At 72.3% G+C, this 20,238-nt stretch carries 16 protein-coding genes; 6 read left to right on the top strand and 10 right to left on the bottom strand.

The annotated features are described in order from the left end of the window. Positions 1 to 86: 86 nt before the first annotated feature. Positions 87 to 1,763, bottom strand: a complete 1,677-nt coding sequence (locus Scani_RS20470) for a sensor histidine kinase (protein ID WP_159478457.1) — start codon at positions 1,761 to 1,763, stop codon at positions 87 to 89. A gap of 225 nt (positions 1,764 to 1,988) precedes the next feature. On the opposite strand from Scani_RS20470, the gene Scani_RS20465 reads away from it, so the two are divergent. The 3 genes from Scani_RS20465 to Scani_RS20455 are packed head-to-tail and all read left to right on the top strand — an operon-like array spanning position 1,989 to position 4,735. After that, a complete protein-coding gene (locus Scani_RS20465; protein WP_159478454.1) occupies positions 1,989 to 2,804 on the top strand; it encodes an ABC transporter ATP-binding protein in 816 nt (271 codons plus the stop codon). Then, the gene (locus Scani_RS20460) at positions 2,794 to 3,666 is read left to right on the top strand and encodes an ABC transporter permease (protein WP_159478451.1); all 873 of its coding nucleotides are present in this window, start codon (positions 2,794 to 2,796) and stop codon (positions 3,664 to 3,666) included. Before Scani_RS20465 ends, Scani_RS20460 begins: the two co-directional genes overlap by 11 nt. 43 nt (positions 3,667 to 3,709) lie before the next feature. After that, complete coding sequence (locus tag Scani_RS20455) at positions 3,710 to 4,735, top strand: ABC transporter substrate-binding protein (RefSeq protein WP_159478449.1); 1,026 nt, start codon at positions 3,710 to 3,712, stop codon at positions 4,733 to 4,735. A 31-nt stretch (positions 4,736 to 4,766) separates the two neighbouring features. On the opposite strand, the gene Scani_RS20450 is transcribed toward Scani_RS20455, so the two are convergent. From Scani_RS20450 to Scani_RS20435, 4 genes are all read right to left on the bottom strand, one after another. Then, a complete protein-coding gene (locus tag Scani_RS20450) occupies positions 4,767 to 5,204 on the bottom strand; it encodes a trypsin-like serine peptidase (RefSeq protein WP_246296048.1) in 438 nt (145 codons plus the stop codon). A gap of 9 nt (positions 5,205 to 5,213) precedes the next feature. Then, the gene (locus Scani_RS20445) at positions 5,214 to 6,152 is read right to left on the bottom strand and encodes a hypothetical protein (protein WP_159478445.1); all 939 of its coding nucleotides are present in this window, start codon (positions 6,150 to 6,152) and stop codon (positions 5,214 to 5,216) included. 19 nt (positions 6,153 to 6,171) lie between these two features. Continuing rightward, complete coding sequence (locus Scani_RS20440) at positions 6,172 to 7,068, bottom strand: DNA/RNA non-specific endonuclease (RefSeq protein ID WP_246296046.1); 897 nt, start codon at positions 7,066 to 7,068, stop codon at positions 6,172 to 6,174. A gap of 258 nt (positions 7,069 to 7,326) precedes the next feature. Beyond that, the gene (locus tag Scani_RS20435; RefSeq protein WP_086720901.1) at positions 7,327 to 7,518 is read right to left on the bottom strand and encodes a DUF6381 family protein; all 192 of its coding nucleotides are present in this window, start codon (positions 7,516 to 7,518) and stop codon (positions 7,327 to 7,329) included. 386 nt (positions 7,519 to 7,904) lie between these two features. Here Scani_RS20435 and Scani_RS20430 point away from each other — a divergent pair, with 386 nt between their 5' ends. Continuing rightward, positions 7,905 to 8,915 (top strand): hypothetical protein, encoded by a 1,011-nt coding sequence (locus Scani_RS20430; protein WP_246296045.1) that lies wholly within the window; start codon positions 7,905 to 7,907, stop codon positions 8,913 to 8,915. 261 nt (positions 8,916 to 9,176) lie between these two features. Here Scani_RS20430 and Scani_RS20425 read toward each other — a convergent pair whose 3' ends face one another. After that, positions 9,177 to 9,674: a DUF6328 family protein gene (locus Scani_RS20425; protein WP_159478443.1), complete on the bottom strand. Its 498-nt coding sequence runs from the start codon at positions 9,672 to 9,674 to the stop codon at positions 9,177 to 9,179. Further along, on the bottom strand, positions 9,652 to 12,231 hold the full coding sequence (locus tag Scani_RS20420; RefSeq protein WP_159478440.1) for an ATP-dependent Clp protease ATP-binding subunit: 2,580 nt from the start codon (positions 12,229 to 12,231) through the stop codon (positions 9,652 to 9,654). The genes Scani_RS20425 and Scani_RS20420 overlap by 23 nt, the downstream gene beginning before the upstream one ends. A gap of 314 nt (positions 12,232 to 12,545) precedes the next feature. Here Scani_RS20420 and Scani_RS20415 point away from each other — a divergent pair, with 314 nt between their 5' ends. Beyond that, a complete protein-coding gene (locus Scani_RS20415) occupies positions 12,546 to 13,739 on the top strand; it encodes a PP2C family protein-serine/threonine phosphatase (protein WP_159478438.1) in 1,194 nt (397 codons plus the stop codon). A gap of 34 nt (positions 13,740 to 13,773) precedes the next feature. Here the strand turns inward: Scani_RS20415 and Scani_RS20410 are convergent, their stop codons facing one another. Further along, positions 13,774 to 16,005: an FUSC family protein gene (locus Scani_RS20410; protein ID WP_159478436.1), complete on the bottom strand. Its 2,232-nt coding sequence runs from the start codon at positions 16,003 to 16,005 to the stop codon at positions 13,774 to 13,776. Between the two features lie 280 nt (positions 16,006 to 16,285). Here Scani_RS20410 and Scani_RS20405 point away from each other — a divergent pair, with 280 nt between their 5' ends. Further along, on the top strand, positions 16,286 to 16,891 hold the full coding sequence (locus Scani_RS20405) for a PadR family transcriptional regulator (RefSeq protein ID WP_159478434.1): 606 nt from the start codon (positions 16,286 to 16,288) through the stop codon (positions 16,889 to 16,891). 1,035 nt (positions 16,892 to 17,926) lie between these two features. On the opposite strand, the gene Scani_RS20400 is transcribed toward Scani_RS20405, so the two are convergent. Together Scani_RS20400 and Scani_RS20395 are read right to left on the bottom strand one after the other, a co-directional pair. Then, a complete protein-coding gene (locus Scani_RS20400) occupies positions 17,927 to 18,907 on the bottom strand; it encodes an acyl-CoA dehydrogenase family protein (protein ID WP_159478432.1) in 981 nt (326 codons plus the stop codon). Then, positions 18,907 to 20,076 carry an acyl-CoA dehydrogenase family protein gene (locus Scani_RS20395; RefSeq protein WP_159478430.1) on the bottom strand — a complete coding sequence of 390 codons (1,170 nt, stop codon included), beginning with the start codon at positions 20,074 to 20,076 and terminating at the stop codon, positions 18,907 to 18,909. The genes Scani_RS20400 and Scani_RS20395 overlap by 1 nt, the downstream gene beginning before the upstream one ends. Positions 20,077 to 20,238 lie beyond the last annotated feature (162 nt).

The raw sequence follows: 20,238 nt of genomic DNA, 5'->3' as shown, positions 1-20,238 counted from the left end.
GAGCCCCGCCCGTTCTCGGCGCTCCGCCCGTTCGTGGCGCTCCGCCCCTCGTGGCACTCCGGTCACCGTGGTGCTCCCTTCTTCCGTCACCGTGGCCCTCCCGCGGCGGTGAGCCGCCGTCCGGGCGCGTCGTCGTGCCGCGCGAGCGCCTCGGGGAGGACGACGGTGAACACCGCGCCGCCGCCCGCGCGGGCGGTCACCCGGGCCATCCCGCCGTAGCGTTCGGCGAGCCGGCGCACCAGCGCGAGGCCGATGCCCCGGCCGCGGTGGAAGGCCACCGGGCGCGCGGACGACCGGGCTCCGGCGGCCGGCGGGGCATCCTTGGTGGACCAGCCCTCGGCGAAGATCCGCTCGCGTAGTGGCGGCGGCACCCCCGGCCCCGTGTCCGAGACCCGCAGCACGGCGGTGGTGTGCTCGGCCCGCAGTTCCACCTCGACGAACGGCTCGTCGCGGCGGCACTCCCCGGTGGCGTCCAGCGCATTGTCGATGAGGTTGCCCAGCACGGTCACCAGGTCGCGCGGGTCGACCACGGCGTCCGGCAGCAGGGTCGCCGCGGACACCCGCAGCGAGACCCCGCGTTCGGCCGCGACGGCGGCCTTCCCGACGAGGAGGGCGGAGAGCAGGGGATCGTGCACCCGCTCCGCGATCTGTTCCGCGGAGGCGCGCTGCGCACTGGCCACCTCGCTCACGAACTCCACCGCCTTCTCGTACCGGCCGAGTTCCAGCAGTCCGCGCAGGGTGTGCAGCTGGTTGGCGTGCTCGTGGTCCTGGGCCCGCAGCGCGTCCAGCAGCCCCTGCGTGCCGTCCAGTTCGCGGCCGAGCAGCTCCAGTTCGGTGCGGTCCCGCAAGGTCACCACCGCCCCGCCGTCCTGGGTCGGCATACGGTTGGCGACCAGCACCCGCCCACCGCTGACGGTCAGCAGATCCGCGCCGTCCACCCGTCCGGCCAGCACATCCGTCGTCCGTCCCGGCGGCAGCGCCTCGTCCAACGCCCGGCCCGCGGCCTGCGCATCCAGGCCCAGCAGCCGCGCCGCCTCGTCGTTGACCAGCCGGATGCGGCCGCGCCGGTCGAAGGCGACGACGCCCTCGCGGATGCCGTGCAGCATCGCCTCCCGCTCGTCGAGCAGCGCGGAGATATCGGCGAACGCCACACCGTGCGTACGGCGTCGCAGTCTCCTGGAGAGCGCGACCGCGGCCAGTACCCCGACGGCCAGCGCCGCACCCGCGTAGCGCAGCAGGCCGGGGATGGTGCCGAACAGTCGCCCCCGGACGCGGTCGTAGGCGATGCCGACCGACACCGCGCCGACGATCCGGCCGCGGTGGTCGCGCAGCGGCACCTTGGCGCGGGCCGACCGCCCCAGCGTGCCGGTGTCGATCTGCCGCACCTGCCGCCCGGCGAGGGTCCGGCTCGGGTCGGTGGAGACGTGCCGGCCGATCTCGCCGGGGTTGGTGTGCGACCAGCGGACTCCGCGGGTGTCCATCACGACGATGTACAGCGCCCCCGTCGCGGTGCGGATCCGCTCGGCGTCGGCCTGCACCGGACCGTGCGCCGTCGGCCCGGTGGTGACCAGCTCGTCGGCGAGGTCCGGGTCGGCGGCGGTGGTCTGGGCGATGGACAGCGCCCGGCGCATCGCCTGGTCGTCCAGCTCGGAGCTGAGCGGGGCGAGGAACAGTCCGGTGGCGAGCACCATGACCCCGGTGGTCAGGGTGACCTGCGCGGTGAGCACCTGCGCAAAGACCCGTCGGGGCCAGCGGATCCGCATGGGCTCTCCCTCGTCTCCGGCCCTCCGCACGTTTGCGGAACCGAATCTTCCTTTTTCTCGCAGTGATCGCACCGTAAGCCGAGAGTGAGCGAACGCCTACCCCCGGGACAGGACCTAGTCGTTCTAGCGTGAGCAAAACGAGCACAACAGGGTCTGTGCGCAGAAAGGTGGCTTGCGCCCACAAGGCTGCCGCTGTGGCCCGGATCACTCCTAGCCTCCCGAACCATGAACAGCCACACGAGCCCCGCTATCGAACTGCGGGGTACGAGCAAGGCCTTCCGGACCCCCTCGGGGGCGCTGCACACGGCCGTCCGGGACCTGGATCTGGTCGTCGAACGCGGTGAGTTCGTCGCCGTCGTCGGCCCCACCGGGTGCGGAAAATCCACCACGCTGACCCTGGTCAGCGGCCTGGAGGAGCCCACGGAAGGCGAGGTACTGGTCGCCGGCGAGCCGGTCCGCGGCATCGGGAACAAGATCGGGTTCGTCTTCCAGCAGGACGCGGTCTTCCCCTGGCGCACCGTGCTGTCGAACGTGATGGCCGGTCCCCGGTTCCGCGGGGTGCCGAAGGCCGAGGCCCGGCAGCGGGCCCGGGAATGGCTCGCCCGGGTCGGGCTGGCGGCCTTCGAGGACCGCTACCCGCACCAGCTCTCCGGCGGGCAGCGCAAGCGTGTCGCGCTCGCCGCGACCTTCGTCAACGACCCCGAACTCCTGCTCATGGACGAGCCGTTCTCCGCCCTCGACGTGCAGACCCGGGCGCTGATGTCGGACGAGCTGCTGGAGCTGTGGTCGGGGACCGGCGCCTCGGTCGTCTTCGTCACCCACGACCTGGAGGAGTCCATCGCCCTCGCCGACAAGGTCGTGGTCATGACCGCGGGCCCGGCCACCGTCAAGGAGGTCTTCGCGATCGATCTGCCGCGCCCCCGCAAGGTCGAATCGGTCCGGCTGGAGCCGCGGTTCATCGAGATCTACCGGGAGATCTGGTCCTCGCTCGGCGAAGAGGTCCGGATCACCCGCGAGAGGGGTGCCGCCGATGTCGCCTGAGACCGCGATCCCGGTCAAGGCCCCGGCCGGAGCGGACCGTACGGACCGTTCCCGGGCCAGGGCCCGCGCCGCGCGCCGGCACAAGCTCCTGGTCCATGGCGCCCGGGTGCTGCTGCTCGTCGCGCTGATCGGGCTGTGGGAGGGGCTGGCCCGCGCCGCCGTCATCGATCCCTTCAACTTCTCGATGCCCTCCAGGATCTGGAACCAGATCAGCCAGTGGGCGCTCAACGGCACCCCGCAGGGGTCGCTGTGGGAGCAGATCTGGTACACGCTCTACGAAGCGCTCCTCGGCTGGGTCATCGGCGTCGTCGGCGGCGTGGTGCTGGGCATCGCGCTGGGCCGGATCCGGTTCCTCGCCGATGTGCTGGGCCCGTACATCAAGGTGCTCAATGCGCTGCCCCGTATCGTCCTCGCCCCCATCTTCCTCATCTGGTTCGGCCTCGGACCCGCCTCCAAGGTCGCCTCCGCCGTCGTCCTCGTCTTCTTCCCGGTCTTCTTCAACGCCTTCCAGGGCGCACGGGAGGTCGACCGGAACCTGGTCGCCAACTCCCGGATCCTCGGCGCGAGCAACCGCCAGGTGACCCTCCAGGTGGTGATCCCCTCCGCCACCTCATGGATCTTCACCAGCCTGCACGTCAGCTTCGGCTTCGCGCTGATCGGCGCGATCGTCGGCGAGTACATCGGCGCGACCAAGGGCCTCGGCCTGCTGGTCTCGGCGTCGCAGGGGACCTTCAACGCGGCCGGTGTCTACGCCGCCATGGTGATTCTCGCCGTCGTCGCGCTGCTCGCCGAAGGGCTGTTGGCCTTCCTCGAAAGGCGGCTCTTCCGCTGGAAGCCGGCCGACGCCGGCGACGGCCGCTGACCCCGCTCCCACCGCCCCCTCTCCACCTCACAAGGACGTGACCATGCGCACCTCACGGAAGATCGCGGCCGCCGTCGCCGCCACCCTCGCCCTGACCACCCTCACCGCCTGCGGCGGTTCCCCGGCCGCCGGCTCCGACGACGCGAACGGCAAGATCAAGATCATGGTGGGCGGCCTCGACAAGGTCATCTACCTCCCCGCGAGACTCACCCAGCAGCTCGGCTACTTCGAGGACGAGGGCCTCCACGTCACGCTGCTGACCGAACCGGCCGGGGTGCAGGCCACCACCTCGCTGGTCTCCGGCGACGTCCAGGGCGTCGTCGGTTTCTACGACCACACCCTCGATCTGCAGGTCAAGGGCAAGCAGGTGGAGTCGGTGGTCCAGCTCGCGCACGCCCCCGGCGAGGTCGAGGTCGTCGGGAACAATGCCTCCGGCGACCTCACCTCGGCCAAGGACTTCAAGGGCAAGAAGCTCGGCGTCACCGGCCTCGGCTCGTCCACCGACTTCCTGACCAAATACCTCGCGGTGAAGAACGGGGTGCAGACGAACGAGTTCACCCCCGTGGCGGTCGGGGCCGGCCAGACCTTCATCTCCGCCCTCCAACAGGGCTCGATCCAGGGCGGGATGACGACGGACCCGACGGTCGCGCAGATCCTGGACAAGAAGCTCGGCAAGGTCCTCATCGACATGCGCACCCCCGAGGGCTCGAAGAAGGCGCTCGGCGGCCCCTACCCCTCGTCGAGCCTCTACATGAACACCGACTGGGTGAACGGTCACAAGGACACCGTGCGGAAGCTGGCCCGTGCCTTCGTGAAGACCCTCCGGTGGATGTCCACCCACACCGCCGGGCAGATCGCCGCGAAGATGCCGTCCGACTACGCCCAGGGCGGCAAGGAACTCTACGCTCAGTCGATCAAGGACACCCTGCCGATGTTCACCAAGGACGGGGTGATGCCGGCCGACGGCCCCGCGACCGTCGAACGCGTCCTGAAGGCCTTCAACCCCAACCTCCAGAACGCCACGGTGGACCTGAAGAAGACCTACACCACCGAGTTCGTCAAGAAGTAGGGCCGGCCCGCGGACGGCGCCATGGCACGGCTCATACGAAGTTGATCCCCGCCCGGTCCGACAACGGATCGTCCACCAGCTGCCACAGCGGTACGGCCGCGCCGCCGACGCCGTAGCGGCCGCCGAAGTGCAGGCCCAGCACCCGGTGGTCGGCGAGGTCGATGACGGGTGAGCCGCTGTTGCCGCCCAGCGGGGAACAGTCGTGCCCGAAGACGTCCCGGCCCGGCACCAGCTCCGTCGCGGTGCCGGGCTGCAGACGTTTACCGCGGTAGACGTCCATGAACATCCGGCGCACCGACTCCGGTTCGTCGCGCCGGCCGTCGTGCACCGGGTAGCCGACGCAGTACACCGGATGCCCGGGCAGATCGGCGGGCGCATCGGCGGCCACCGCCAGGGGAGTGGGGAGCGCCGTCCCGGCCGGCGGCGCGACCCGCAGCAGGGCCAGATCGACGTCCTCGTGGAGGCCCACCTGCCGCACCTACCCGGCACCGTGGCCGAAGAGCCGCTGCACCGGTGCCCTGACCTCGTGCTGCGCCAGATACGCGGCGATGCCGTGGTGGTCGGTGCTGTCGTTGGTGACCAGCAGATCCGTGATGCGCTGCTCCGGGGCGTACTCGGGCCGCAGCGTGTGGTCGAGCGCCACCAGGTCCCGCAGGTCCGAGGGGTTGCGCCAGGCCGCCACCCCCGCCGGAACCGCCGGTGGCCGCGTCAGCTGGTCCTGCACCTCGGTGATCGCCAGCGGTGAGCCGACGGTGACCAGCAGCTCCACCTCCCGCGCCTGCTCCGTCAGCACCTCATAGGCGATGACCGCTCCCAGGCCGTGGCCGACCACCACGAGCGGCCCGCCGTCCGGGCCGTCCAGTGCCTCCGCGACCACCTCACGCATCGCCGGGCCCGCACCGCCGAAGAAATAGGCGTGGACGTCCTTGAAGGCCTGCTCGACCAGCAGCCGGAACAGCGCCGTACGGCCCGGCCGGGGCAGCGGCAGCGCCTCCAGCGGAAGCGCCGCACCGGGCTCCTCGCCCTCCCCGGCATGGGCCAGCGTGTCCGCGAGATAGGTCATGTCCCGCAGCCAGCCGGCCAGCGCACCGTCCTCCGCCCCGGCCCGCACGTCCGGCCCGTGGCCACCGGCTTCGTGCCGCGCTTCGTCCAGCGTCCGCGCCACGAACTCCTCCGGCGCTTCGGGGCCGGACCGGTCCGCACGGGCCCGCGACTCCGCGGCCGGCTCCGGCCGGCCGTCCACCGGATCGGGCCGGAAATCGGGCACCGGCTCCGGATGGCGCACCGGCGCCCAGTAGGCCATGCGCGAGGCCTCGGCCATGTCCCTGCCGAACAGCGCCGTGTCCCACTGGGACTTGAGCAGCTCCGGGCGGACCTTGTTCCCGTTGCCGTGGACGTAGACGACCCTGGGTCCCATGGCTGGCTCCTCCCGCCGCTCAGCCGCGCCGCAGCACGATGTCGTCCGTCGACCGGAGCCGTCTCCAGCGCTCCTGCGGGGCGCGGGGGGCGGGCATCAGATCGGCGGCGGGAAGGGGGCCCAGGTCGAGCGCGGTGAGTTCGACGACATCCGTCACCGGCACCTGGAACGTACGGAAGGCGCCCAGCGGCGGCGGCGCCCCCGGCGTGGCGCCGGCCAGGGCCCGCTCGGCGTCCCAGATCAGGTCCGGGCTCTGGTCGAGCACGTACGCCGTCGCCGCCAGCGCGCCTTCCCGGAGGAACGCCGCCACTTTCCAGAAGCGCAGCGGTACTTGCACGCCCCGGTAGGGCGGGTCCGACTCGTGCAGGACCGGCCCGGAGAGGACGGCCAGCCTGCGGTCGCCCCGGGCGGCGGTGCCGAGCAGGTGGCTCTCCAGCTCCTGCCAGACCTGCCTGCCCTGGTTGAACACATCCGCCTGCGGGGCGGCGTTCGTGTAGTGGAAGGTGTCCGCGTCGGCCTGGTCCGCCTCCGCCGCGTCGCCCCACACGGGATCGAGCCGGCGCACCAGATGGCCCTTGTCCAGGGAGTTGTCGCGGTACACCTCGTCGCCGGCCTGGCGGTCCTCGTCGAGGCGCGGATCGAACCGCCAGCCGGTCTCCCGCGGCACGTCCTCCCGCAGACGTTCACCGTCGATGCAGACCGCGGCGGCCGCCGCCATCCGCCGGTCCGGTCGCAGCACCACCGTGAAGTGGGTGTAGGGGAGCACCACCGTCTCGACGGCGGGGCTGCTGGGCATCGGCAGCGGTACGGGCACGCCGAGGAAGCGCTCGTCGTAGCCCGCGCGGCCGGCCATCAGGTGCCCCGGCGCCGTCCCGGCCACGGCCCCGGCGGCCCGTGCGGAATCTGAGGGGATCATGCGGTAACCGCTTCCCGGCGGCGCGGACCGCCGATCGGCGACCACCCCGAAGCCACTCGAACAGCCCGGGGCCCGGCGCGGCCCGGTGCGCCGTACGCAGGGGACGGCTCAGGCCGTGCGCGGCCCGCCGGCGACGCGCCTCTGGAGCAGCAGCCGTGCCCGGTGCGGCACCGGGCGCGGCGGACGGGACGCGGCACCGGGCGCGCGTCCCGTCCAGGGTGTCCCCATCCTTCCGCTTCCGGGCGGGAACGTGGGCCCTCACTCGGAGGGGTAGATGTCTCCGCTGGCCATACCGCTTTCCTGCTCACTCTGGGAGCGGAGCCTGAGGGCCTTCTCCTCGAGTCGCTTCCGCTCCTCCGGGTCGCCCGCGCGTTCCGCGGCCGCCTGCAATTCCTGGGCCTTGTCGCGCATCTGCTGGATGCGTCCGCGTGATTCTCCTGTTGCGCTCATGATCTGTCCTTGACCGGAGTATGGAGAGCTGCACTTACCAGCGAATCAGGCTCGACGGCCCTTGGCATTTCGAAGAGTCACACCCCGTGAATGCGCATATCCGGCCGTAATCACCGGAGCGGAAAGGCGGCGCGGCGTCACCCTCGTCGAGTGCGGCGCGCCCGGGCGCAGCGGCGTGTCTCCACCGGATGGCCTTCCTGAATGGCGGGGGCACACAGAAGGGACGTTGGCTGAACCACAGCACTCTCAACGTCCGCCGAGTGTCAGCGCTTCTGGTGTTTGACGCTCCCCTCGTTCAGTGGAGTCCTTCCATGACATCCGAACCAGCACTTTGTGGGGGCGACGCCGAACTGTCATCGACAGGACCCGGCGAGCACTTTCCGCCCATGACCACTGAGAAGAGCTCGGCCCACACCCTTTTGTGGGAGGCAGTCACCCATCGGCCCCTGGCGGAAGTCGCCGCCCTGGTGGAACTGCTCAAGCGCAGCGGCGACGTTCCCAACCCCGGCGATGAAGCCCTGCGCATGGCGGTGGTCTCCCGGCCGGTGAGCGAGGTCGCCGAGCTCTTCGACATGCTGCGGGCCACTCCGCACACCGCCGAGTCGAGCCATGAGGCGCTGCGCGCCGTGGCCGTCGACCGGTCCGTCGAGGAGGTCGCGCAGCTGATCGAGCTGTTCGACCGTACGCAGGCAGGCGCCGGCGGTGTCCACGAGATGGCCGACCACTTCCCGCCCGACCCGGGGCCCGGTGACTTCGGCGGCCCCGGCGGCTTCGGTGAACCCGAGCACACCGCCTCCATGCATGTGCTCGACCCCGATGTCCGCCCCCTGGACCGCAACGGGCAGCCGATGTCCACCGTGCACCGCGAGTCCGTGATGGGCCAGCCGCCCCAGCGCCCGCCGTGGTCCCAGCGGCCCGTCGGCACCATGCCGCAGGGCGGCCCGCCGCCCTGGGCCTCGTCGCCCGAGCCGAGCCCCCAGCCGGGCTACGCGGTCCCCGGCGTGCTGCGGTCCGTACTGCGCTGGCCCGCGGCCACGGCCCTGGCACTGTGCGGTCTGAGCCATTTGCCGGTGAACACCTCGCACCTGCAGGGCGCCCAGGCGGCCGCCGGGCTCTCGATGGCCATCGCCGTCGTGTACCTGCTGCTGGCCGGCTGGCTGGCGATGCGCGACACGGCCCTGGTCTGGACGGTGAGCGCCGCCGCCGCGATGATCATCATCGCGCTGCACGCGCTGTCCCGGGCCGGTGTCCTCGCGCCCCTCGGCAGCGGACTGGGCGACGCGGGCATGTGGCCCGAACTGCTGGCAGTGGGCCTGGCAGTGGTCAGCGCCGGCCTCGCGGGCGCGGCGCTGCTCTACCGCCCGCGCCGGATGGACCCGGCCGCCGCGCGCGCGTAGCGGACGACGGCGCAACGGCCGCCAAGGGCGCGGGCCGAGACCCAGGTCAGGGTCTCGGCCCGCGCCCTTGGCGGCCGTTGGCGCGCGTGGCAGCGGACGGACCGGGCACCGGGCACCGGAGGAACTGGCGGGGCGGGAGGCGCCGGAGGAGCCGGAGGAGCCGGACGAGTGGAAGACTTCCGGGCGACCGGAGCGCCCGGGGCAGGAGCGCCCGGGCGTGCCGAACCCCCGCAGCGCCCGACGTCCCCGAGGCGGCCCCCGTCACTCCCTCGACGAATACCGGTGCAGCACCCAGGCCGGCAGCGCGAACCAGCAGACCATGAACCAGGCGACCAGGCCCGCGACGACCCAGGGGACGGCGGAGCTGTGCAGGGCGATGCGCAGGATCAGCAGTAGCGCGGAGGCGACCGTCGCCAGCAGCAGGACGATGCCGAGCAGGGCCAGGCGCGAGGCCCACAGCACCGTCTCCGGCTTCAGCCGGTGCCCGGCGACCAGCCGGTGAAAGGTCACCGTGCCGATCAGCGCGCCGGTCGTGGCCGCCCCCAGCAGGACCGTCACCACGTAGATCGTCTTGTCGGTCGACGGGAGCGTGGCGAAGCGCGGGGTGAAGACGACGGTCAGCAGAAACGCGAAGAGGATCTGCACACCGGTCTGGATGACCCGCACCTCCTGCAGAAGTTCGTTCCACCGCCGGTCGGCCCGCTCCTCCGGCGACTCGTGCCGCCCCTCGGAGGTGTCACGCGGGCCCAGCGGTGCCACCCGTGACCCCCTGGTGCTTCTCGTCGGTGCGGAACGCCAGTTCCTCGTCCTTCACTTCCACGCGGACCGTGTCGCCCGCCGACAGCGCACCGTCCAGCAACAGCCGCGAGAGCGCGTTGTCGACCTCGCGCTGGATGGTGCGCCGCAGCGGCCGCGCCCCGTATTCGGGCTGGTGGCCGCGGTGGGTGAGCCAGTCCACGGCGCCGGGTGTGAACGCGACGGAGATGTCCTGTGCGCGCAGTCTGCGGGTGGTCCCGTCGAGCAGCAGGCCGGTGATCTGACGCAGCTGGTCGTCGGTGAGCCGGCGGAAGACGATGATCTCGTCCAGCCGGTTGAGGAACTCCGGGCGGAAGTGCTCGCGCAGGGAGCCCAGCGCCCGGTCCCGCGCGCCGTCGCCCGCCTCCGCGCCCGGGACCTCCGAGCCGAAGCCGAGCACCCCGCGGCCCCCGCTGAGCGCCTCGGAGCCGAGGTTGCTCGTCATCACGATCACGGTGTTCTTGAAGTCGATCCGGCGGCCCTGGGAGTCGGTCAGATGCCCGTCGTCGAGGACCTGCAGCAGGATGTTGAAGACATCGGGGTGCGCCTTCTCGACCTCGTCGAGCAGCAGCAGCGAGTACGGGTGGTGGCGCACCGCCTCGGTCAGCTGGCCCGCGTCCTCGTGGCCGACGTATCCCGGGGGAGCACCGACCAGCCGGCTGACGGTGTGCCGCTCCTGATACTCGCTCATGTCCAGGCGCACCATCCGGTCCTCGCTGCCGAACAGCGCCTCGGCGAGCGCGCGGGCCAGCTCGGTCTTGCCCACGCCCGTCGGCCCGAGGAAGAGGAAGCTGCCGATCGGGCGGTCGGGATCGGCGAGACCGGCCCGCGAACGCAGGATCGCCTCGGAGACGGCCGTGACCGCGTCGTCCTGGCCGATCACCCGGGTGTGCAGCCGCTCCTCCAGCCCGAGCAGCAGCTCCTTCTCCTCCTGGGTCAGACTGCTCACCGGCACACCGGTCTGCCGCGACACGATCTCGGCGATGTCCTCCGCGGTGACCTTGACGATCCGGCGGTCGGTCGGCGGCTCGCCCCGGCCGGCCTCGATCCGCGCGGTGAGGGCGGCGACCCGGTCCCGCAGCTCGGTGGCCCGTTCGTACTGCTCCGCGGCGACCGCCTGGTCCTTGTCCCTGACCAGCTGCTCCCGCTCGCGCTCCAGATCGCGTACGTCGGTGGCCTTGGCGCCCGAGCGGAGCCGGACCCGTGCGCCCGCCTGGTCGAGCAGGTCGATCGCCTTGTCGGGCAGGAAGCGGTGGGCGATGTAGCGGTCCGAGAGCTCGACCGCCGCGAGCAGTGCCTCGTTGGTGTAGCGCACCTGGTGATGCGCTTCGTAGCGGTCCTGCAGCCCGCGCAGGATCTCGACCGTGTCGGAGACGTTCGGCTCGGGCACGAGGATGGGCTGGAAGCGACGGGCGAGGGCGGCGTCCTTCTCGATGTTCCGCCGGTACTCCTCCAGCGTGGTGGCGCCGATGACATGCATCTCGCCGCGGGCCAGGGCGGGTTTGAGCATATTGCTCGCTTCCAGGGAACCGCCGTCGCCGCTGCCGCCGCCGGCGCCGACGACCGTGTGCAGTTCGTCGATGAAGACGATCAGCGAGTCGGGGTGTGCGCGGACCTCCTCGATGATGGCGTTCATCCGCTCCTCGAAGTCACCGCGGTAGCGGGTGCCGGCGACGACGGACGTCAGGTCCAGGGCGACGACGCGCCGGCCCGACAGGTTCTCGGGGACGTCGCCGTCGGCGAGCCGCTGGGCCAGGCCCTCGACGATCGCGGTCTTCCCCACCCCGGCGTCGCCGACCAGCACCGGATTGTTCTTCCCCCGGCGGGAGAGCACCTCGATGGTCTGCTCGATCTGCTCCTCACGGCCGATGACCGGGTCGATCCGGCCCGCCCGCGCCAGGTCGGTCAGATCGCGGCTGTACTTGTCGAGGGTCGGGGTGTCGTGCTTCGGCGGGGTGCCGTGCTCGGGCCCCGTGTGCGGGGTGCCGTGGCCGCTCTGCGGGGCGGCCTGCGGCTCGAAGTGGGCGAGGTTCAGGATGCGGCCCGCTGCCGAGTCCATGTTGGCCGCCAGCGCGTCCAGTACGTGCTCCGGGCCGATGTACGAGGAGCCGTTGTCCCGCGCCAGGTCGTGCGCGCCCAGCAGGGCCCGCTTGACCGCGGGGGTCACGGCGACGCTGGACTGCTTCGGCCCCGAACCGGCGCTGCTGTCGATCTCCGCCGCCAGCGCATCGGGGTCCGCCCCAGCCTGCTGCAGCAGGCTGCGCGTCGGTTCGGCGGCGAGGGCGGCCCGCAGAAGGTGCTCGGTGCCGAGTTCCGGACTGCCGTGCTCGGCGGCGTAGGCGGCTGCGGAGGTCACCAGCTCCCGGGCGGGCCCGCTCATCATGCGTGCGATGTCCGCCTGCCGGGGCGCGGGCTGCCCCGGCTCGCCGCTCGCGGGCTGCGCGGCGCCGAAGAAGCGCGCGAGGAAGTCACCGAACGAGTCCGGGCCGTAGCCCTCCGGACCCATGAATCCATTGCCCATGTGCGTCCGTTCCGCTGCCACGGCGGTACCGCGACATGCTGCCTTGTCGGGTTCCTTGTGCTGTGGGTTCGTGCTCCTGCCCGGCGAGTGCCCGGGCGAGGCGACGCCACACCTCACACACGGCTCCACTGCTTCAGGATCAGGTCCCGCAACCCCATCCGCACCCGGGCAGGCCGAAGCGGGCCCCGATCCGGACCCGCCCGCGCGGGGGGCCGCCCGACCCGCCGTATGGCGCTCCCGGCTGGCGCGGGCGCCCCGAGCACACTTGGCTCACAGTGCTCGAAGGGATGCAGGGTGCTCGGAAGGACGCGCGGATGCCCGTGGAGAGTGTTCCGGCCGGTGACGGCGAGTACCTGCTGCAGGAATTCCTGGCGGCCGTCCACACCGCGCCCCCGTCCCGGTTCCTGGCCCTGGTCGACCGCTACGCCACCCGGATCGGTCTGCGCCGGGTGGCCGTCTACCTCGTGGACCTCCAGCAGCGGCAGCTGACGCCCCTCGCCGGCGGGGAGCGGCTCCTCGTCGACGAGTCGCCGGCCGGCTGGGCCTATCGCACGCTGGGGCTCCGCGTCGAGGAGAGCGCCACCGGCCCCCTGATCGTCTGGCTGCCGCTGGTCGACGGCGCGGACCGGGTGGGGGTGGTGGGCATGCACGTCGATGCGCTGGACGGCGCCCTGCTGCGGCGCTGCCGCACGCTGGTGGCGGTCCTGTCCATGGCGATCGCCTCCCAGCGGGGCGTCAGCGACCACCTGGTGCGGCAGACCCGTACGGACACGATGACGCTGCCCGCCGAGCTGGTGCGCTCCCTGCTGCCCCCGCGGACCGTGGGCAGCGCGCGGGCGGTGTCCACCGCCGTCCTCGAACCCGCCTACGAGCTGGGCGGGGACGCCTTCGACCACGCGCTGACCGAGTCGACGCTGCACGCGGTGATCCTCGACGCGATGGGGCACAACCTCGCCTCGGGTCTGACCACGTCGATCGCCATGGCCGGCTGCCGCAGCGCCCGGCGGATGGGCGCCGCCCTGCCCGAACTCGTCAGGACCGTGGACACCGTGCTCGCCGAGTGGCTGCCCGATCAGTTCTGCACCGGCATCGCCGCCCGGCTGGACCTCCTCAGCGGAGTGCTGACCTGGTGCAACTGCGGCCATCCGCCGCCCCTGCTGATCCGCGACCACCAGGTCCACAAGGCGCTGGAACGCCCCGGCGAACCACCGATGGGCATGCCCGCCACGCTCGCCGACGCGCCGCGCACGGTCCACCGGGAGGCCCTGGAGCCGGGCGACCGGGTGCTGCTGTACACCGACGGGGTGACCGAGGCCCGTACGGCCGGTGGCGGCCGCTTCGGCCTGGCGGGCTTCACCGATTCCATCATCCGCGCCACCGCGGCCGGCGAGCTCGCCTCGGAGGCGCTCCGTCAGCTGATCCACGCCATTCTGGAGAGCCGGAACGGGCGGCTGAGCGACGATGCCACGATCCTGCTCATCGAGTGGCGGCCGCCGGGTACGCGGTGACCCGGGCGGCGGCGAACCGGTCCGACGGCGCCGCTCACATCTCCTTGCGGATCCGGTCCAGGTCGGCGGTGAGCGCATCGAGCCAGATCACCGAGTCGAGGAGCAGCGCCGCCGAGAGCGCGCGGGCCTCCCGGTCCGGGCAGTCGCGCGGGACGGACGGAGCCACCGCCAGCAACGCGCGGATGTCGAGCGGCCGGGTGTCCTCCCGGGGCACGTCGCTGTCCGCGTGGAGATGCCCGGCGAGGGAACGGTAGTCGGCCGCCGCCCGGTCGGCCGCGCGGCGCAGCCAGGCGCCGACCTCCTGCGGGGCGATCCGGCCGGGCCGGCCGGGCAGCAGCCGTTCTCCGCGCCGCGCGTCCGCCCCGGCGACCAGCACCGAGGGCCAGTCCGGCTGTCCCACCCGCTCGTCCCGCAACTCGCAGTGGTACTGGGCCAGGCTCTCCTGCGCGAGGACGAGGGCCCGGTTGATCGCGAGGCAGTCGGGGTCGCCGGAGCGGTCGATGAGTTGCGCGGTGGTGTAGCCGATGGCGTCGGCGATGACCGCGCACAGGCCCGCCATGCTGCGGCGCACCTCGCGGCCCGCGCCCCGTGGCCAGGCCACCAGCCCGCAGGCCAGCCCGATGAGGCTGCCCACCAGCACATCCACCAGCCGGACCGGGGCCAACTGCCAGGTGACGGGGGAGACCTGCGCGAACAGCGTGGCCACGACCAGCGTGAACCCGCCCTGCGCCCAGGCCAGCCCGCGCAGCGGCCCCGCGATGAACGCCACCAGCATCACCACCGGCAGCACGACCGCGTACACCGTGTCCCGGTCGTGGACCAGTGCCAGCAGCCCGCCGGCCAGCACCGCGCCGACCAGCGTGCCGAGCAGCGCCTGCCGGACCGCGGACCAGGTCTCCAGGCTGGTGGTGCGGGTGAGGGTGAGCGTCGCCAGCAGCACCCAGAAGCCGTGCTGCAGATCCAGGAGTCCGGCGACGGCCCGCGCGGCGGCCAGCCCGAGCGCGAACCGGCAGGCGTTCTGGAAGATCACCGAGCGGGGGGTGAGGTGCGTGGTCAGCCGCTGCCACCACAGCTCGTGGGCGCGCGCCTGCGCATAGGAGAAGGTGTGCCCGGCGGGGCTCCGTTCGACGGACCGGTCGCCCAGCATCAGCCGGGTGGTCAGGGCGAGGACGACCGCGCAGTCGGCGGCCTGCACCACCAGGGAACGGCGTCGCAGATAGACCAGCCGGTCGTCGCCGCTGAGCCGCTCCAGCGTGTCCACGGCCCGGTGGGTCCGTACCGGGGCCAGCTCGCTCTGCAGCACAGCAGCGGACGGCCCTTCACCGGGCCGCAGCCGCTTGCCCCGTCGCAGCGCCTTCGCCGTCTCGCGCGCGGTGTCGCCGATGCCCTGCAGCAGCACCACCGTCTCCGCGTGGTAGGAACTCCCCGGACCGGCCGAGGCGTGCAGGGTCTCCAGCCGGGCCAGCAGGGTGCGGACCGCCTCGGTGGCGTGCGCCATGGCCTTGTGGGCGAGGGTGGGGGAGGCGGGCAGGTCGGCCGGCGGTACGCGCGACGGACGCAGGGCGTCCCCGGTCCGGTGCGCCCGGGCGAGCGCCTGGACGGGAAGCGGGCCGCCGTGATGGTCGGCCAGGCGCGTGGCGGCATCGGCGGCGTCGGCCAGCAGCCGGCGGAAGGGCGGCGTGTCCGGTTCGGGCACCAGGGAGCGCTGGGCCAGCGCCAGCAGGATCGCGCCCAGCAGGAAGCCGGACAGCCGCTGACCCAGGTTCTCCGGGGCGTAGGGCGGGAAGCACGGCAGGATGTAGAGCAGTTGCATCCCGGGCGCGGCCCCGGCGATCCGCGGTCCTGTGGTGCCCGCGTACGCCACGACGAAGCCGATGACCAGCATGCCGACGACGGCGGCCCAGGTCTGTACGGCGAGCAGCGTGCCCAGCGTGATGAGCAGCAGCCCGGCGGGGATCGCCGTGAGCACGGTCGTGGCGCGCTGGCGCCCGGACCCCGGGATACGGGCGAGCACGCCGAGCGAGACCACGGTGAACGTCGCGTAGACGGACATGACGGTCAGGCCGAGTGCGTAGCGGCACAGGTAGAAGGCCACGCACGAGGCCGCTGTCACCCGTACCGCGTTGCCGACCACGGAGCGGTGTGCACGCAGGCCGTGCCGGCCGTGCTCCACGAGACAGCGCAGTCTGCGCGGCACCGCCCCGCCGGGCCCGCCGGCCGACTGCTGCGGCCCGGACCGCGGGGAAGCTCCCTGTAGCGGGCTCACCTTTCCACTATTGGCCAGCGGGTCCCGGTCCGCACCGCGCGGCCGGCCGCTTCGAGGGCGAGGTCCGCGGCGGGGCGTGCGCCGGGGAAAGGGGACGGCTGGCCGCGGCCGGTCCCGCGGCATTCGTCGGACCGGCCGGGGAGGCGCCGGGCGTGCGGGTACGCGACAACGCAGCCTCTCGCACGGCGGCGCTGGGGGCGTGCGGAATCCGGGCGCGGGGGACGGGAGTTGGCGATGCGGCGGTCGGGCGTGCGCGGAGGCGGACCGTACACTGCGGAACGTGACGGAGAAGAAGGCGGGTGCCGTGAGCGCCGGCGATGCGGAGCGACCTGCACTGCCGGCCACCGGTTGGGCGGTGCTGGGCCTGCTCTCCTTCGGTGAGGAGCTGTCCGGCTACGACCTCAAGAAATGGTCGGACTGGTCGCTGCGCTTCTTCTACTGGAGCCCGTCCTTCAGCCAGATCTACGGCGAGTTGAAGCGCCTGGAGAAGGTCGGCTTCCTCAGCTCCCGGATGGTCGCCCAGGAGACCGGCAACCGCGACAAGCGGGTCTATGTGATCACCGACGAGGGGATGGCGGCGGTCCGCCTCTGGGCGCGCGAGGCGCCGGTGGAACCCCCCGTGCTCAAGCACGGCGTGATGCTGCGGCTGTGGCTCGGCCATCTGCTGGAGGCTGAGCAGATGCGTGAAGTGCTGGGCCGGCACCGGGAGTACGCGGAGACGATGCGGCGGCGTGCCGAGACCGACGCCGAGTGCGCCCCCGCGGACGACGCCTCGGCCTACCCCTCCCTCGTCCTGAAGTGGTCGGAGCGGCACTACGCCTCCGAGCGGGATCTGGCCGACGCGATGCTGGCCGACCTGGAGGAGCTGGACCGCAGGCGCCGGTAGCGGCGTGGCGTTCGCGTACGCCGCCGTCCGGCCCGGCGGACGGCCCCTTGCCGTGCCCCGGGAACCGTGGTGCGCGTACGCCTCCGGAGAACCCAGCGAATGGTTTATAGCAGCAATAAGGGGCAATACGGCCTTGGAATCTGAGGTCCGTTACGTCGCTTTCGCGCCTTAAGTGCTAACTATGCATGGCACTCAAACCACTTTCCCGGCCCGTCAGTCGCGAGCACGGTGGCACTCAGTGCCAAATAAGCGTCGTGTGAGTGTTTTGCGGGCTGGAGATGGTCAAGCTGAACGGGATTGAACCATGGAAAACAAGGTTGCCCATGGATTGCATGCCGGTTAGATGCCCATTTAGGGCGCTTTGGCTTAAGTGAGGCAAGCGCCACACTTGCCAACGCGGCACGCCGTGACCCTCAAGGTCCTGAGCAGCGGCTTCGCGTGATCAACTTCCGTTTTTGGGCGGTTTGCCGCACAGTAGCGCCGTCCGCACGCGGTGTAGCGCTCGGGATAAGCTCTACGAACCTTCGGGTCGTTCGTGCTCAGCCAGCTGGGGGTGCGAACGCCTTCACGGTGCGGGACCGACTCCCGTATGGCCGCCGCCCCGACGGGGGTGGTGGGAAGGAGACGGTCTTGAAGATCCTCTTACGGAGAATTCGGGACCGTTGGACAGAGCGTTGGTCTCCCGAGATCACCGCGCCGCGAGTGTCGGCATGCGTTGCCGTGGTCATGCTCGTGTTCGCAGTGGTCGACAGGGTGAGCCAGTGGCTCTGACGACGAAAGGCCCCAGCTGAGGGATCAGCCAGGGCCTTTCGACAACGGTGCGAGGGGTTCCGCTGGAACCTTCCGAGTTGCAGCTCGGGAGAGCGGAGCCCCTCGTGTGTGTCTCACGACGGTATCACCGTAGCGAATCCCGGCACCGGGCATCAACAGAGTGTTGACTCGCCCCTGGAGCTCATTTCGCGTCTCTGACCTGCGGATTCTCCCGTGGGAAAGTGAGATGGTGAATCCACTCACGTAGCTGACGCCCCCGCGGCATCAGGCGGACAGGACGCGCGCGCGGCAGTCGGCCGGGGTTCCCCAAGCGTCGCGCAGCGGGCGGGCCTTGCGGATCCACAGTGAGAGGTCCGGTTCGTCGGTGTAGCCGAGGGCGCCGTGCAACTGCAGTGCCGTACGCGCCGCGGCATACCCCGCCTCGCCCGCCGCGACCTTCGCCGCCGCCACCTCCCGGCCCGCCGACGGGGCGCCCGCCGCCACCGCCAGGGCCGCCGCGTACACCAGCGGCTGCGCGAACTCCAGCCCGATCAGGGTGTCCGCCAGCCGGTGCTTGACCGCCTGGAACGAGCCGATGGCCGCCTGGAACTGGGTGCGCTGCTTGACGTAGGACACCGTCGCCGCCAGCAGCGCCCGGCCGAGGCCGAGGGACTGCGCGGCGGTGGCGAGCCGTGCGACATCGGCGGCGTGTGCGGCGGCCGCCGCCACCGCGGGGCCCTCGGCCAACACGCGGCCGCCGAGCGGGCGGGACAGCCGGCGGGCGGGATCGAGGGAGGGCTGCACGGGGCCGTGGGCGTCCGTTTCGAGCACCGTGTCGCCCCGCACGACGAGGACGGCATCGGCGGCATCCGCGTCCACGGCGTACGGGCCCCCGGCGCACAGGCTGAGGACGGCCTCGCCCGCGGCGATCCGCGGCAGCCAGGCCTCCCGTGCGGCATCCTCGCCGAGACGCTCCAGGAGCGCGGCCGCGGACACCGTCTCCACCAGCGGGCCCGGTACGGCGTGCCGTCCCAACTCCACGAAGGCCAGCGCCAGTTCGACCGGGAGCGGGCCCACGCCTCCGGAGCGTTCCGGAACGGCGAGTGCGAACACGCCCGTGGCCGCGATCCGCGCCCACAGCTCACGGCCCGGCTTCCGCTCCCCGGCGGCCCAGGCCCGCGCCGCGGCCGGGGTGCCGGACGCCCCGAGCATGCCGTCCAGCGTGCGGGTGAACTCCCGCTGCTCCTCGGTCAGGAGGAAGCGCATCACCGGCGTCCCTTCGGCAGACCGAGCAGCCGCTCGGCGATGATGTCGCGCTGGATCTCGTTGGTGCCGGCGTAGATCGGCCCGGCGAGCGAGAAGGTGTACCCGTCGGCCCAGCTCCCGTGTGCGGGGGCCTCGTCGGCGTCGTCGGCGAGCATGCCCTGCGGGCCGAGCAGGTCCAGGGCGGTCTCGTGCAGGGCGATGTCGAACTCGGACCAGAAGACCTTGTTCAGGCTCGACTCGGCGCCGATCGACCCGCCGGCGGCGAGCCGGGAGGCATGCGCGTAGCCGAACAACTGGTAGGCCCTGGCGCCGATCAGCGCGTCGGCCACCCGCTCGCCGAGCGCCGTACCGGCCGGCCCGGAGGTCTCGCGCCACAGTGCGGCCAGCCGCTCGGCGGCCGCGGTGAAGCGGCCCGGACTGCGCAGCGTCAGACCGCGTTCGTTGCCGGCGGTGCTCATGGCGACCCGCCACCCCTGCCCCGGTGCGCCGATGACGTCCGCGTCCGGCACGAAGACGTCGTCGAGGAAGAGTTCGGCGAAGGCCGGCTTGCCGTCCAGGCGGCCGAGCGGACGTACCGTCACGCCCGGGGCGTCCAGCGGGAACATCAGATAGCTGAGCCCCTGGTGCGGACGGGCGGCGTCCGGGTCGCTGCGGAACAGTCCGAAGGCGCGGTCGGCGAAGGCGGCCCGGGACGACCAGGTCTTCTGCCCGTTCAGCAGCCAGCCGCCGTCGGTCCGTACGGCGGTCGAGCGCAGCGACGCCAGGTCCGACCCCGACTCCGGCTCCGACCAGGCCTGCGCCCAGACGACCTCGCCGCGCGCCATGGGGCCGAGGATGCGGGCGCGTTGCTCGTCGGTGCCGTGCTCGAAGAGGGTGGGGGCGAGGAGGTTGATGCCGTTCTGGCCGACCCGTCCGGGGGCGCCCGCGGCGTAGTACTCCTCCTCGAACAGCAGCCACTGCAGGAGCGAAGCGTCCCTGCCGCCGTACTCCCGGGGCCAGGAGACCACCGACCAGCGGTCCGCGGCGAGCCGGCGCTCCCACTCCCGGTGGGCGGCGAACCCCTCCGCGGTCTCCAGCGACGGCAGCGGAACGGCGGGCGCCTGCGCGGCGAGCCAGTCGCGGGCCTCGGCCCGGAACGCGTCCTCCGCGGCGGTGACATGGAGATCCATCAGGCACTCGCCTCCCGGGTGACGGTCGCGGCCGGTCCCTCCCGTGCGTCGTGCGCGAGCTCGTCGTGCCGGGCAGCGGGCATCCGCCCTCCCTTCCCTAACAAGTGTTTGGTAGATTAACGTACCGGCACGAGCGGCGTCGAGGCCCCCGCCACCGTCGAG

Origin of the sequence: Streptomyces caniferus, from assembly GCF_009811555.1 — a bacterium.
In the GTDB taxonomy this organism is placed as follows: domain Bacteria; phylum Actinomycetota; class Actinomycetes; order Streptomycetales; family Streptomycetaceae; genus Streptomyces; species Streptomyces caniferus.
This window is presented reverse-complemented; position numbering and strand designations above follow the sequence as displayed.

Coding starts and splice junctions, on each gene's coding strand:
- Scani_RS20430 (WP_246296045.1), top strand. CDS start 7,905: ATGACCACTGAGAAGAGCTCGGCCCACACCCTTTTGTGGGAGGCAGTC.
- Scani_RS20460 (WP_159478451.1), top strand. CDS start 2,794: ATGTCGCCTGAGACCGCGATCCCGGTCAAGGCCCCGGCCGGAGCGGAC.
- Scani_RS20470 (WP_159478457.1), bottom strand. CDS start 1,763: ATGCGGATCCGCTGGCCCCGACGGGTCTTTGCGCAGGTGCTCACCGCG.
- Scani_RS20400 (WP_159478432.1), bottom strand. CDS start 18,907: ATGCGCTTCCTCCTGACCGAGGAGCAGCGGGAGTTCACCCGCACGCTG.
- Scani_RS20435 (WP_086720901.1), bottom strand. CDS start 7,518: ATGAGCGCAACAGGAGAATCACGCGGACGCATCCAGCAGATGCGCGAC.
- Scani_RS20455 (WP_159478449.1), top strand. CDS start 3,710: ATGCGCACCTCACGGAAGATCGCGGCCGCCGTCGCCGCCACCCTCGCC.
- Scani_RS20415 (WP_159478438.1), top strand. CDS start 12,546: ATGCCCGTGGAGAGTGTTCCGGCCGGTGACGGCGAGTACCTGCTGCAG.
- Scani_RS20440 (WP_246296046.1), bottom strand. CDS start 7,068: ATGATCCCCTCAGATTCCGCACGGGCCGCCGGGGCCGTGGCCGGGACG.
- Scani_RS20395 (WP_159478430.1), bottom strand. CDS start 20,076: ATGGATCTCCATGTCACCGCCGCGGAGGACGCGTTCCGGGCCGAGGCC.
- Scani_RS20420 (WP_159478440.1), bottom strand. CDS start 12,231: ATGGGCAATGGATTCATGGGTCCGGAGGGCTACGGCCCGGACTCGTTC.
- Scani_RS20445 (WP_159478445.1), bottom strand. CDS start 6,152: ATGGGACCCAGGGTCGTCTACGTCCACGGCAACGGGAACAAGGTCCGC.
- Scani_RS20465 (WP_159478454.1), top strand. CDS start 1,989: ATGAACAGCCACACGAGCCCCGCTATCGAACTGCGGGGTACGAGCAAG.